15 protein-coding genes and 1 tRNA gene are annotated in these 12,063 nt (G+C 67.9%); 14 read left to right on the forward strand and 2 right to left on the reverse strand.

Annotated elements, in window-relative coordinates:
- Positions 1-4 precede the first annotated feature (4 nt).
- Together DDE75_RS04545 and DDE75_RS04550 are read right to left on the reverse strand one after the other, a co-directional pair.
- Positions 5-577, reverse strand: coding sequence for a retropepsin-like aspartic protease family protein (locus DDE75_RS04545; RefSeq protein WP_108501183.1), 573 nt, complete (start codon positions 575-577; stop codon positions 5-7).
- Complete coding sequence (locus DDE75_RS04550) at positions 574-1,206, reverse strand: MarC family protein (protein ID WP_108501184.1); 633 nt, start codon at positions 1,204-1,206, stop codon at positions 574-576. The genes DDE75_RS04545 and DDE75_RS04550 overlap by 4 nt, the downstream gene beginning before the upstream one ends.
- 159 nt (positions 1,207-1,365) lie before the next feature.
- Between DDE75_RS04550 and DDE75_RS17590 the strand changes: the two genes are divergently transcribed.
- The 14 genes from DDE75_RS17590 to DDE75_RS04620 all read left to right on the forward strand — a co-directional run bounded on the left by DDE75_RS17590 (position 1,366) and on the right by DDE75_RS04620 (position 12,006).
- On the forward strand, positions 1,366-1,635 hold the full coding sequence (locus DDE75_RS17590; RefSeq protein WP_245894620.1) for a twin-arginine translocase TatA/TatE family subunit: 270 nt from the start codon (positions 1,366-1,368) through the stop codon (positions 1,633-1,635).
- A gap of 21 nt (positions 1,636-1,656) precedes the next feature.
- On the forward strand, positions 1,657-2,124 hold the full coding sequence (tatB, locus tag DDE75_RS04560) for a Sec-independent protein translocase protein TatB (protein WP_108501185.1): 468 nt from the start codon (positions 1,657-1,659) through the stop codon (positions 2,122-2,124).
- A 1-nt stretch (position 2,125) separates the two neighbouring features.
- Complete coding sequence (gene tatC / locus DDE75_RS04565; protein WP_108501186.1) at positions 2,126-3,001, forward strand: twin-arginine translocase subunit TatC; 876 nt, start codon at positions 2,126-2,128, stop codon at positions 2,999-3,001.
- On the forward strand, positions 2,998-3,840 hold the full coding sequence (locus DDE75_RS04570; protein WP_108501187.1) for an ATP-binding protein: 843 nt from the start codon (positions 2,998-3,000) through the stop codon (positions 3,838-3,840). The genes tatC and DDE75_RS04570 overlap by 4 nt, the downstream gene beginning before the upstream one ends.
- Positions 3,841-3,867: 27 nt before the next feature.
- Entirely contained in the window at positions 3,868-5,166 is a 1,299-nt protein-coding gene (locus DDE75_RS04575; protein WP_108501188.1) for an XRE family transcriptional regulator, read from the forward strand.
- Between the two features lie 60 nt (positions 5,167-5,226).
- On the forward strand, positions 5,227-5,583 hold the full coding sequence (locus tag DDE75_RS04580) for a response regulator transcription factor (protein WP_108501189.1): 357 nt from the start codon (positions 5,227-5,229) through the stop codon (positions 5,581-5,583).
- Complete coding sequence (locus tag DDE75_RS04585; protein WP_108501190.1) at positions 5,583-5,876, forward strand: hypothetical protein; 294 nt, start codon at positions 5,583-5,585, stop codon at positions 5,874-5,876. The genes DDE75_RS04580 and DDE75_RS04585 overlap by 1 nt, the downstream gene beginning before the upstream one ends.
- On the forward strand, positions 5,866-8,517 hold the full coding sequence (locus DDE75_RS04590) for a sensor histidine kinase (RefSeq protein WP_108501191.1): 2,652 nt from the start codon (positions 5,866-5,868) through the stop codon (positions 8,515-8,517). The genes DDE75_RS04585 and DDE75_RS04590 overlap by 11 nt, the downstream gene beginning before the upstream one ends.
- Positions 8,518-8,584: 67 nt before the next feature.
- Complete coding sequence (locus DDE75_RS17740) at positions 8,585-9,682, forward strand: FliM/FliN family flagellar motor switch protein (protein ID WP_162798895.1); 1,098 nt, start codon at positions 8,585-8,587, stop codon at positions 9,680-9,682.
- An 87-nt stretch (positions 9,683-9,769) separates the two neighbouring features.
- On the forward strand, positions 9,770-9,988 hold the full coding sequence (gene infA, locus DDE75_RS04600; RefSeq protein WP_010397442.1) for a translation initiation factor IF-1: 219 nt from the start codon (positions 9,770-9,772) through the stop codon (positions 9,986-9,988).
- Positions 9,989-10,031: 43 nt separating this feature from the next.
- Positions 10,032-10,634, forward strand: a complete 603-nt coding sequence (locus DDE75_RS04605) for a Maf family protein (protein ID WP_108501193.1) — start codon at positions 10,032-10,034, stop codon at positions 10,632-10,634.
- Entirely contained in the window at positions 10,631-11,686 is a 1,056-nt protein-coding gene (locus tag DDE75_RS04610; protein ID WP_108501194.1) for a ribonuclease E/G, read from the forward strand. The genes DDE75_RS04605 and DDE75_RS04610 overlap by 4 nt, the downstream gene beginning before the upstream one ends.
- Positions 11,686-11,847 carry a DNA gyrase inhibitor YacG gene (locus DDE75_RS04615; protein WP_108501195.1) on the forward strand — a complete coding sequence of 54 codons (162 nt, stop codon included), beginning with the start codon at positions 11,686-11,688 and terminating at the stop codon, positions 11,845-11,847. Before DDE75_RS04610 ends, DDE75_RS04615 begins: the two co-directional genes overlap by 1 nt.
- 83 nt (positions 11,848-11,930) lie before the next feature.
- A tRNA-Phe gene (locus DDE75_RS04620) sits at positions 11,931-12,006 on the forward strand.
- Positions 12,007-12,063: the final 57 nt, after the last annotated feature.

Below are 12,063 nucleotides of genomic sequence, written 5' to 3' on the forward strand. Positions count from 1 at the left end.
GTGCTCAGCGTTCCAAGATCAGTATGTCGCCCTGAAAGCTGATGGTGGCGAAGCGGCGAAGATAGGACATGCCCAGCAGCGAATCCTGCAACTGGCTGTCGATGACCACGGCGGGGACGTCGCGGTCCACGATCTCTCCGATGGCAAGGCGGTCTATGGTGACGGGGGCGGTCTGGACGCGACCGTTGGCGGTGACGGCCATCCCGCTGAAGCGCAGCCGGTCGGGGTCCAGCCCGATGGCCTGCGCATCGCGGCGGCTGAGCGCGATATGCGTGGCGCCCGTATCGACGATGAAGTCGATGGGCGCGTCGTTGACCACGGCCTGCAGGTGGAAATGGCCGCCACGACCGACGGGGATCTGGATGCGGGTGCCCTGTTGCATGACCTGCTGGCGGGGGGCGGTGGCATCCAGATACCAGTCGGCGCCCAAGGCGACGCCCGCGAAGATCACCACCCAAACCAGCATCTGGCGCAGGGTGCGCCCGCCCTTGCCCGACAGTTCGAACAGCATCGCACCGCCGATCACCACCAGCAGCAGCAGATAGAAGGCCAGCCGGGCGATGTCGTCATGGCTCATCCGAACAGGCCCGAGCCCTGCAGCCCGTCGATGACGAATTGCACCGAAAGCGCCGCCAGCAGCATGCCCAGCAGGCGGGTGACGACCATCGTGCCGGTGCGGCCCAACCCGCGGGCCAGAGGTGTCGCCAGCATGAACAGCACCATCGCGATGACCAGAACCGACAGCATCACCAGATGCACCATCAGCACATGGGCCACCCCTTCGCCCTGTCCCACCAGCAGGATCATCGAGGCCAGCGCCCCGGGACCCGCCAGCAGCGGCATGGCCAGCGGAAAGACGGACGGATCGTGGCCGGGGTCCATGGCGACCTCATCCTCGTCGGCCTTGCCCTCGCGGCGTTCGGTGCGGCGTTCGAACAGCATGTCAAGCGCGGTCAGGAACAGCAGCAGCCCGCCCGCGATCCGGAAGGCCGAGATCGAGATGCCGATCCCCGACAGGATCGCATCCCCCGCCAGCCCGAACAGCGTCAGCAGGATCGCGGCGATGCACAGCGCGCGAAACCCGATGCGACGGCGCTGCGCGGCATCCATGTCCAGCGTCAGCGCGATGAAGATCGGCGCCAGCCCGATGGGGTCGATGATCACGAACAGCGTGACGAAGGCGGTGATATAGGTGGCCATGTCCATGCGCCCTTATCACCTGCCGCGCGGCGGCTGCCAAGCGCCGCGATGATGCCTGCGGGGTGTGACGGTATTGCAACCTTCCCCGAAAGGGCTTTGCATTCCCGGCCCATGGGCATAAATATCGGGCGCGGGTGGCCGGACCACCCTGCATTGGAGTCTGTCATGCTGAACAACATCGGCCTTCCGGGCCTTCTTCTGATCGCGGTCGTCGTGCTGGTCCTGTTCGGACGCGGCAAGATCTCGTCCCTGATGGGCGAGGTCGGCAAGGGCATCACCTCGTTCAAGAAGGGCATCAAGGAAGGCACCGACGAAATCGAATCCGCCGCCGACGAACCGCGCAGCGAACCGCGTGCCGTGCCCGGCGAAACCGCCCGCGACGTCACGCCCCACACCACGCCCGCAGCCGGTTCGAACACCACCGACCGCAGCTAAGCCCGGAAAGGCGCGTCCCATATGTTGGACATCGGCTGGACCGAACTGCTGTTGATCGGCGTCGTCGCGCTGATCGTGGTCGGTCCCAAGGACCTGCCGCATCTGTTCCACACGCTTGGGCGGCTGACCGCCCGCGCGCGTGGCATGGCCCGGGAATTCACCTCGGCGATGGAGGATGCGGCCAAGGGGTCCGGTCTGGACGAGGCTGCGAATTCGCTGCGCGACGTCAAGAGCCTGACCTCGAAGAAATCGCTTGGGCTGGACGCGCTGGACCGCGCGACCGAGAAGTTCGAGAAATGGGACCCCAAGCGTCCCACCCCCCGGAACGACGCCCCGAAGGCGCCCGTCCCCGATCCGGCGGCCCCCGCGCCCCAGAAGGCTGCGACCCCGGATGCCGCGGTTCCGGCAGCCGCATCCGAAGCGCCCGCACCCGAGGCACCGCAGCGTCAGCTGCATGCCGTGCGCCGCTCTGACATGAAAGACGACTGAATTGGCCAGCAAGACCCAACCCGATGACAATCCGGACGACAGCTCGGCCCCGCTGATCGAGCATCTGACCGAGCTGCGCACCCGGATCATCTGGTCGATGGTCGCCTTCATCACGGCGATGGTGATCTGCTATACGGTCTGGAACCCCATCTACAACTTCCTGACGCAGCCGATCTGTCACGCGCTGGAAACGCGCAACCAGGAATGCGGTCTGATCCTGCTGAAGCTGCAGGAAGGCTTCTTCGTGGCCGTGCGGATCTCGCTTCTGGGGGGCTTCGTGCTGGCCTTCCCGATCATCGCCTACCAGATGTGGCGCTTCGTGGCGCCGGGGCTTTACCGCAATGAAAAGGCGGCCTTTCTGCCGTTCCTGGTCGCATCGCCGGTGATGTTCCTGATCGGCGCTGCCTTCGCCTATTACATCATCCTGCCGATGGCCTACGACTTCTTCCTGGGCTTCCAGCAGGGGCCGCTGAAGCTGCCCGACGACGGGGCGGGGGGCGTACCTGCGGTTCCGGCGGACAATCCGCTGGCGGCGATCGTCTTCCAAGGCTCGGTCGACGAATACCTGTCGCTGACGACCAAGTTCATCCTGGCCTTCGGGCTCAGCTTCCAGCTGCCGGTCCTGCTGACGCTGATGGGGCGTGCGGGGCTGGTTTCGGCGGCGGGTCTGGGATCGGTGCGTCGTTATGCCGTGCTGGCGATCCTGGTGCTGGCGGCGGTGGCCACGCCGCCCGACGTGATCTCTCAGGTGGTGCTGTTCACCGTAGTCTATGGCCTCTACGAGGTCTCGATCCAGCTGGTCCGCCGCATCGAGAAGAAGCGCGAGGCCGAATTGCGTGCCCAGGGCCTGTGGGTGGACGACGAGGACGAGGCATGACCCGCCAGCCCCTGGACCGGATCGCCGAGGCGCTGGAACGGCTGGCCCCGCCGCCCGTTCCCTCACCCGATTTCACCAAGGCGGATGCTTTCGTCTGGCACACCGATCCCGACCGCCTGCAGCCCGTGCCGGCGGTGGATCGCGTCGATCTGGCCCAGCTGGTCGGAATCGAGCGGTCGAAGGCCACGCTTTTGGCCAACACGCTGCAATTCGCCCGCGGATATGGCGCCAACAACGCGCTGCTGTGGGGTGCCCGCGGCATGGGCAAGTCGTCGCTGGTCAAGGCCGTCCATGCGGAATGCGTGGCGCAGGGCCTGCCGCTGTCGCTGGTCGAGATCGCGCGCGAGGATCTGGCCTCGGTCGGGCGGCTGCTGGCGATCCTGGGGCGGGCCACCGAACGCAAGTTCCTTCTGTTCGCGGACGATCTGTCGTTCAGCCATGACGATACGCAATATAAGTCGCTGAAGGCGGTGCTGGACGGGGGCATCAGCGGGCGGCCTGCGAACGTCCTGCTCTATGCGACCTCGAACAGGCGTCACCTGATGCCGCGTGACATGATCGACAACGAACGCGCCAGCGCTATCCACCCCGGCGAGGCGGTCGAGGAAAAGGTCTCCCTGTCGGATCGCTTCGGGCTGTGGCTGGGCTTCCACCCCTGCGATCAGGACGACTATCTGGCGATGATCGCAGGCTATTGCGCGGCCTATGGGCTGCGGATCGACCCGGACCAGCTGCGCGCCGAGGCGATCGAGTGGCAGGCCACGCGCGGGGCGCGGTCGGGGCGCGTCGCATGGCAGTTCTTCGTGGACCTTGCGGGTCGGCACGATGTGGCGCTGTGACGCCCGGGTCCGGCTGACGCTGCCCCTATGACCGAATGCAGCACCCCAAGCGTCCTGACGGGGACCCGCATCCGCGAACGCCGCCTGTCGCTGTCGCGCAGGCAGTCCGACATCGCCCGCGCGGTGGGGATCTCGCCCGCCTATCTGAACCTGATCGAACACAACCGCCGACCCGTCAGCCCTGAACTGGTCGCCCGCTTGGCCGAGGAACTGGACGTTCCCGCCGACGAACTGGCCGAGGGCCGCGAGGAGGTCCGCATCGCCGCCCTGCGCGAGGCGGCCGCCCATCCCGTCGCCTCCGGCCTGTCGCCGGAACTGGACCAGGTGACTGAACTGCTGGCGCGCTTTCCGGGCTGGGGGCAGGTGCTGATCGCCCATGCGCGTCGGGCAGGGGGGCTGGAACATCAGCTGGTCGATCTGTCCGACCGCATGACGCAGGACCCCTATCTGCTGACCACCCTGCACGAGGTCCTGTCCGCCGTCACCGCCGTCCGTTCGACCGCCGCGATCCTGGTCGAGGAGGGCGAGATCTCGGACGAATGGCGGCGCAGGTTCCACACCAACCTGCATCAGGACAGCCAGCGCCTGTCGATGACCGCACAGGCGCTGGTGGCCTATCTGGACAGCTTCGAGGCCGAGGGCAGCGCCGCCACCCCCCAGGAAGAGGTCGAGGCCTGGCTGGCCTCGGGGGCGTCGGATGCCGAAATCACCCGCCTGGCATCCGATGCGGCGCGTGGCATGGCCGCCGGTCTTCAAGCCGATCTGGACGCCGACCGCGCCGTCCTGCCCGATCAGGCGCTGAGCGATGCCGTCACCAACCCCGAGGCCCGCGCCGATCCCGTGCGGCTGGCCGCGCGGCTGGACATGCCGCTGGACCTGGTGATGCGCCGCCTGGCCGATCTGCGACCCGCCGGATACGAGGGCGCGGGCCTTCTGGTCTGCGACGGCTCGGGGGCATTGACGCTGCGCCGAGCGGCTTCGGGCTTTCCGCTGCCGCGACCGGGCGACAGCTGCGCGCTGCTGCCGCTCTATCAGGCGCTGGCGGTGCCGCAGATGGCGCTGGTCCGCGATGTGGTCACCCCCGACGGACGCGGTTTCCGCACTTTCAGCCATGCCACCCGCAGCCAGCCGCGCGGCATTTCGGGGCCGCTGCTGACCACGGCGCGCATGCTGTTCATGCCCATCGACGGCCCGGCGCCCGCCGACGCGCTGGCCATCGGTCCCGCCTGCCGCATCTGTTCGCGCGCTGAATGCCCGGCCCGGCGCGAGCCTTCGATCCTTGTTCCGCAACCGGCGCGGAACGGGGCCGTTTCACGCGACCTTTGACATGACCGCGTGATCCGGCCCATCATCCGTCGGCTTGGCGCAGGGGGAGGAGCGGGGCGGATGCAGGACATCCTGATGATCGAGGACGAGGTGAACATTGCCGAGGCGGTGCGCTTCATCCTGTCGCGCGAGGGATGGCAGGTGGCGCTGCACGCCGATGGCGCAGGCGCCCTCGAGGCCATCCGCCACCATCGCCCGCGCCTGCTGATCCTGGACCTGATGCTGCCCAACCGTTCGGGGACCGAGGTTCTGGCCGATCTGCGCGCCGACCCCGATGCGGAGCTGGCGGCGACCCCGGTGCTGATGCTGACCGCGCGTGGGCAAGTGGACGATGCGGCGGCGCAGGCCGATCACGTGCTGTCCAAACCCTTCGACAATGCCGATCTGCGCGCCATCGTGCGCGGGATGCTGGGCTGATGTCCGACCGGCCGCTGTTCCTGGAACGCGCCTCGTTCCGCAGGCGGCGGCTTGGGGATGCGGCACGGGTGCTGCCCGTGCTGGCGATGCTGGCGATGCTGCTGCCGGTCTGGTGGGTGCCCGCCAGCCTGTCCTATGCGGCGGGGGCGGTCTGGATCTTCGGCACATGGGCGGTGCTGATCCTTGCCGTCTGGCTGCTACACCGCGCGCTGCTGCGATCCGAGGCCGCAACCCTGCGCGCCAGCCAGGACCCCGCGCCACCCGCCAGCGGACAGGACCCCGATGCCGTTTGAGACGCTGGTCCTGGCCTGTCTGGCCTATGTGGCGCTGATGTTCGCCGTCGCCTATGCCGCCGACCGGGCGGCGGCGCGGGGGCGGGTGCGATGTCTGGATCATCCGCTGGTTTATACGCTGTCGCTGTCGGTCTATTGCTCGGCTTGGACGTTCTACGGGGCGGTCGGCTATGCCTCGCGCTCGGGGTTGGAGTTCCTGACGATCTACCTGGGGCCGACCATCGTCTTTTGCGGCGCATGGTGGGGGCTGCGCCGGCTGGTGCGGGTGGCGCGGATGCATCACGTCACCTCGGTCGCCGATCTGGTCTCGGCGCGGTTCGGCAAGTCGAACCGGCTGGCGGCGCTGGTGACGCTGATCGCGGTGATCGCGGCGACGCCCTATGTCGCGCTGCAGCTGCAATCGGTGCGCCTGTCCTTCGAGGTCTTCGCCACCGATCCGCGCGGCATGGGTGGGTCGGACGCGCTTGGCGGGACGGCGCTCTGGGTGGCGGCGGGGCTGGCGGTCTTCACCATCCTCTTCGGCACGCGCAACCTGGCCGCCGACGAACGCCACCATGGCGTCGTCACCGCCATCGCGCTGGAGGCCGTCGTCAAGCTGGCGGCCTTCATCGCGCTTGGCGTCTTCGTCATCTGGGGGTTGGCCGACGGGCCATCCGACATGCTGGACCGCATCAGCCGCGCCAGTCTGGACCCCCGCGTCGCCGAGGGCTGGCTGCTGCGCCCCGACCGCTGGACGGCGCTGATCGTGATCTCGGGCGCGGCGATCCTGACCCTGCCCCGCATGTTCCAGGTGCTGGTGGTCGAGGCCGCCGACGAGGAACGCCTGCACGTCGCAGGCTGGGCCTTCCCGGCCTATCTGTTCGCCATGTCGCTTTTCGTGCTGCCCATCGCCGTGATGGGTCGCGAGCTGATGCCCGCGGATGCCAATCCCGACCTCTACGTGCTGACGCTGCCTGCGGCGGCGGGGCAGGACATGCTGGCGCTGCTGGTCTTTCTGGGCGGTTTCTCGGCGGCGACATCCATGGTGGTCGTCTGCGCGATCGCGGTGGCGACCATGGTGTCGAACCACTGGCTGGTGCCCGCCTGGCTGGCCCTGCGCCGCATCCCGGCCAGCGAGGAGATGGACGATCTGCGCGGCTTCGTCCTGAACGCGCGGCGGTTGGCGATCCTGGCGGTCGTGGCGGCGGGCTGGGTCTATCACCAGGCCTCGGGCGGGGCGGCGGCGCTGGCGGCGATGGGGCTGGTGGCCTTCAGCGGCATGGCGCAGGTCCTGCCTGCGATGGTCGGTGGCCTGCTGTGGCGCGGGGCGAACCGCAAAGGGGCCTATGCGGGCATCGGGGCAGGGTTCGTGCTGTGGATGGGGCTGGTCTTTCTGCCCTCGGTCGGGGTGGGGGGCGATATGACGGTGCTGCCGGGGATGGACCCTTGGACGGCTGCCGTGGCGCTGTCGCTTTCGGTGAACACGCTGGCCTTCGTGGGCGTCTCGATCTTCGGCTTCCCTGATCCGGTGGAACGCTTTCAGGGCCTGTCTTTCGTCAGCGCCATCGAGCCTTTGCGCCACAGCCGCGCCCGCAGCGCCGACGACCGGGCCGAGCCGCTCTTGGCCATGGCCCGCCGCATCTGGGGGCCCGACGCCGCCCTGCGGTTCTTCCAGGCCGAGGCGCGCGCGCAGGGGAAATCCGGCTATCTGCCCGATCTGACGCCGGATTTCCTGACCGGGCTGGAACGGCGGCTGGCGGGCTCCATCGGGGCGGCGACGGCCCATGCCATGATCGACCGCGTGGCGGGGGGCGTGGCACTGACAGTCTCGGACCTGCTGCAGGTCGCCGACGAGGCGCAGCGCGCCAAGGAGGAAACGCAGCGCCTGGAAGCCGCCCGCGCCGAGCTGGCCCGCACCGCCCGCCAGCTGCATCAGGCCAACGACAAGCTGACCGCGCTGTCGGTGCAAAAGGACGCCTTCCTGGGCCAGATCAGCCATGAATTGCGCACGCCCATGACCTCGGTCCGCGCCTTTTCCGAGATCCTGATGGACGCCGATCTGCAGGATGCCGACCGCCAGCGTTTCGCGGGCATCATCCACCAGGAGGCCGGCCGTCTGACGCGGCTGCTGGATGATCTGCTGGACCTGTCGGTTCTGGAAAGCGGGCGGGCGCAGCTGACGATCTCGGTGGTGAACCTGCACGATGTGATCACGCGGGCGGTGACGGCGGCTTCGGCCACGCGGCCCGAACGCGGCTTCCTGATCGACCGCGATCTGCCGTCCGAGCATCTGGGCCTGATCACCGATGCCGACCGGCTGCTGCAGGTGCTGATCAACGTCATCAGCAATGCGCGCAAATATTGCGACGCCGATCATCCCGTCATGACCATCCGCGTCAAGCGTCCGCAGGGCGGCGGGGCAGTGATCGACGTGATCGACAATGGCAGCGGCATCGACAGCGGCCGCCAGTCCCTGATCTTCGAGAAATTCGCCCGTCTGAACGACCCCGCGCGGGCAGGCGGGGCGGGGCTGGGGCTGGCCATCTGCCGCGAGATCATGCTGAACCTGGGCGGCGACATCGCCTATCTGCCGGGGCAGGGGGGTGCTGCCTTCCGCATCGTGCTGCCGCAGCGCCCGCCGGTCGGCTCGGGGTCTGATTAACATTTTCTCAACCCTGAGGGGGCAGGTTGAGGCCACGGGGACAGCGTGATTCGGACAAGATATGACCATGGCAGATGCTGAAGATGGCGACCAGGGTGGACAGGCGGGCGGCGTCTTGCGGCGGATGCTGCGCAGTCGCAGCCAAGCGGAACCGCCCCGCGCGCCGGTGCTGCCACCCGCGCCCCCTCCGACACCCGCCAAGGCGGCAGCCACGGCCATAGGGCGCGCGGCGGAGCGCCTTTATGGATTGGGCATCGCCTCGGTCAAGGTGGCGCAGGGCGTGATGACGCTGGCCGAACTGCCCGAGGTTCTGCCGGACCTGCCGCTGGTCGTCATGCTGCAGGGACCGGGCGAAAACCTGGGCGCGATCTCGCTGTGCCCGCAGACGGTCGCCAGCCTGATCGAGATCCAGGCCCTGGGCCGCGTCACCGCCCGCCCGCTGGAACGCCGCCGCCCGACCCGCAGCGATGCCACGCTCTGCGCCGATTTCATCAACATGCTGCTGACCGAACTGGCGGCAGAGACGGAGGGGCTGGACGGGTTCCAAGGCATCGCCGGATACCGTTTTCTGACCGCGCTGGACGACCCGCGCCCCCTTGCGCTGATGCTGGAGGACAAGCCGCTGCGCAGCCTGACCTTCGATCTGCGGATCGGCGATACGGATCTGCGCGACGGTCAGGTGCTGCTTGTCCTGCCGCAGGCGCGCAAGCAGCCGGCCCCCAAGCCGCAGCCGACCCCCGCGCCGGTCGCTACCCCCGCGGCCACGGTCATCAAGCCTTCGCTTGGGGCACCCATGCAGCAGGCCCCGGTCGAGGTCGTCGGCGTCCTCTGCCGCCGCAAGGTGTCGCTGGCCGAATTGCGTGGGCTGGCACCGGGGCGCGTGCTGCAACTGCCGCGCGCCTGCCTGACCGATGCGCGGCTGGAAACGGCCGATGGCCAGATCCTTGCCGCCGGCAAATTCGGCGAGGCCGAGGGCTGTCATGCCATCCGCCTGCGGGATCGCGATGCCGCGCCCGCCGCCGAAACCTCCACCCCGGCCCGTGCCACCCCTATCCCTGATCCACCCGAGGATCTGGCCCAGCCCGACCCCTTCCGCCCCGGAACGGCCGTCGCAGCCCCCGCCGAGGGCACCGAAAACGCAACGATCCTGCGCCAAGCCCGCTGATATGACGCTTTAGCCTTGAAATCCGCGCGTTCCGGACGCATCTAACAGCGGTCCCGAATCCTGCGGGATGCCAAGTATGGAGTGACCATGGCCAAGGAAGAAATGCTCGAATTCCCCGGCGTCGTGAAAGAACTCCTGCCTAATGCGACATTCCGGGTCGAGCTTGAAAACGGCCATGAGATCATCGCACATATGGCAGGAAAGATGCGCAAGAACCGCATCCGCGTTCTGGCCGGCGACAAGGTTCAGGTTGAAATGAACACCTATGACCTGACCAAGGGGCGGATCAATTACCGCTTCAAGTAAGCTGTCCCAAGGGACGGCTGACGCCACCAACGGAGGCCGCCACATGGCCGAACTGCGCCCACCCCGGCTTGTGCTGGGATCGGCAAGCCTGCGCCGACTGGAACTGTTGGCGCAGATCGGCATCACGCCGCACGCGCTTCGCCCCGCCGACATCGATGAGACACCGCGACCGGGGGAAGCGGCGCGCGCCTATGTTCGCCGCATGGCGGTCGAGAAGGCGCAGGCCATCGCCCTTGAGTTGAACGAGGCATGCCTGACCGGCGATACGACCGTGATGGTCGGACGCCGCATTCTGGGCAAACCCGCCGACCGTGCTGAGGCCGCCGACTTCATGCGCCTGATGTCGGGGCGGCGGCATGTCGTCCTGACCTCGATGGCGCTGCGCCACGGCGACCGCCTTGCGGTGCGCCTGGTCGAGACCCGCGTCCGCATGCGCTCGCTGGATGAGGCGACGTTGCAGGCCTATTTGGACGTGGGCGACTGGCAGGGCAAGGCGGGCGCCTATGCGATCCAGGGGGCGGCTGCGGCCTTTATCCCGTGGATCCAGGGCTCGTTTTCCGCCGTCGTCGGCCTGCCATTGTCCGAAACCGCCGCCATGCTGGCCGCGATCGGCATCCATCCCCGCCTTGAAGGAGCATCCGCATGATTGGTCGCCAAGTCGTTCTGGGCCAGATCTTCGGTCAAGAGGCCGCCGCCCTGATGGTTGATGGCCAGCTGGTCGATCTGCTGGTGGCCACCGATGCCGTGGCGCCCTTGGCACCCGGCGCGATCTGCCGGGCGCAGGCCGACCGCCTGATGAAGGGGCAGGGGGGCATCTTCGTCCAGTTGCCCGACGGTCAGACCGGCTATCTGCGCGACCGCAAGGGCGTGGCCGAGGGCAAGCCGCTGCTGGTTCAGGTCGCGGGCGTGGCCGAGGATGGCAAGGCCGTTCCCGTCACCACCCGCCTGATCTTCCGCGGTCGTCATGTGCTGGTGACACCGGGCAAGCCGGGGGTCAACGTCTCGCGCCAGATCCGGATCGAGGATCGCCGCGACGAACTGCAAGCCTTGGGTCAGCAGGCCTTGGGCGACCGCAGCCATGGCCTGATCCTGCGCAGCGCCGCCGAAGCCGCCGACGATCAGGACATCACCGATGAGATCGCCGAACTGCTGGAACTGGCCGACGGCATCTGCGCCGAGACCTCCGGCAAGCCGGAACTTCTGCTGGACGCGCCGACCCCGTGGGAGCAGGCTTGGATGGATTGGGCCGAACCCGCCCCCGATGCAATCGAAGAGGGCGAGGACAGCTTCGAACGCTGCGGCGTTCTGGACGCCGTCGATGCGCTGCTGTCGGCGCGGATCGACCTGCAGGGGCAGGGCGATGCTTTCATCGAGCAGGCCCGCGCCCTGGTCGCCGTCGATGTGAACACCGGCAACGACAGCTCTGCCGCGGCAGGGCTAAAGGTCAACATCGCGCTGGCCCGTGAACTGCCCCGCCAATTGGCGCTGCGGGGTCTTGGCGGGCAGATCGTGGTCGATTTCGCCCCCATGCCCAAGCGCGACCGCGCGACGCTGGACCAGGTGCTTGGCGCCGCCTTCCGCAATGCGGGCGCCGAAACCACGCTGGTCGGCTGGACCGCGATGGGGCTTTACGAACTCAACCGCAAGCGCGACCGCGTCCCCCTGGCGCGTCTTGCCACGGCCAGCGGAGAGGCGTGATGGCCTGCCCGATCTGTTCCAAGGAGAGCGTCCCGCAATACCGCCCGTTCTGTTCAAAACGCTGCGCGGATGTGGATCTGGCCAAGTGGCTGCGGGGGTCCTATGTGATCCCCGGCACGCCCTTGGACGACGTATCGTCCGATGAAAACGGATCCGATTGAAAAAAGGTGTTTTTGGGTCTGGACAGTCCCCGCGCCCCCTCGTAAATACGCCTCACCCGACGCGGCAATCTGCGTCACAAGGGGCCCGGATAGCTCAGTTGGTAGAGCAGCGGATTGAAAATCCGCGTGTCGGCGGTTCAAATCCGTCTCCGGGCACCATTTCATCGAATACATCACTGTTGGCTGCCGATTGTGGCAATGCTGCAATCCCGTAGT

This window comes from Paracoccus indicus (assembly GCF_003056335.1).
Taxonomy (GTDB): domain Bacteria; phylum Pseudomonadota; class Alphaproteobacteria; order Rhodobacterales; family Rhodobacteraceae; genus Paracoccus; species Paracoccus indicus.

Coding starts and splice junctions, on each gene's coding strand:
- DDE75_RS04610 (WP_108501194.1), top strand. CDS start 10,631: ATGATTGGTCGCCAAGTCGTTCTGGGCCAGATCTTCGGTCAAGAGGCC.
- DDE75_RS17740 (WP_162798895.1), top strand. CDS start 8,585: ATGGCAGATGCTGAAGATGGCGACCAGGGTGGACAGGCGGGCGGCGTC.
- infA (WP_010397442.1), top strand. CDS start 9,770: ATGGCCAAGGAAGAAATGCTCGAATTCCCCGGCGTCGTGAAAGAACTC.
- DDE75_RS04575 (WP_108501188.1), top strand. CDS start 3,868: ATGACCGAATGCAGCACCCCAAGCGTCCTGACGGGGACCCGCATCCGC.
- DDE75_RS04585 (WP_108501190.1), top strand. CDS start 5,583: ATGTCCGACCGGCCGCTGTTCCTGGAACGCGCCTCGTTCCGCAGGCGG.
- DDE75_RS04615 (WP_108501195.1), top strand. CDS start 11,686: ATGGCCTGCCCGATCTGTTCCAAGGAGAGCGTCCCGCAATACCGCCCG.
- DDE75_RS04605 (WP_108501193.1), top strand. CDS start 10,032: ATGGCCGAACTGCGCCCACCCCGGCTTGTGCTGGGATCGGCAAGCCTG.
- DDE75_RS04545 (WP_108501183.1), bottom strand. CDS start 577: ATGAGCCATGACGACATCGCCCGGCTGGCCTTCTATCTGCTGCTGCTG.
- DDE75_RS17590 (WP_245894620.1), top strand. CDS start 1,366: ATGCTGAACAACATCGGCCTTCCGGGCCTTCTTCTGATCGCGGTCGTC.
- DDE75_RS04550 (WP_108501184.1), bottom strand. CDS start 1,206: ATGGACATGGCCACCTATATCACCGCCTTCGTCACGCTGTTCGTGATC.
- tatB (WP_108501185.1), top strand. CDS start 1,657: ATGTTGGACATCGGCTGGACCGAACTGCTGTTGATCGGCGTCGTCGCG.
- DDE75_RS04570 (WP_108501187.1), top strand. CDS start 2,998: ATGACCCGCCAGCCCCTGGACCGGATCGCCGAGGCGCTGGAACGGCTG.
- DDE75_RS04580 (WP_108501189.1), top strand. CDS start 5,227: ATGCAGGACATCCTGATGATCGAGGACGAGGTGAACATTGCCGAGGCG.
- DDE75_RS04590 (WP_108501191.1), top strand. CDS start 5,866: ATGCCGTTTGAGACGCTGGTCCTGGCCTGTCTGGCCTATGTGGCGCTG.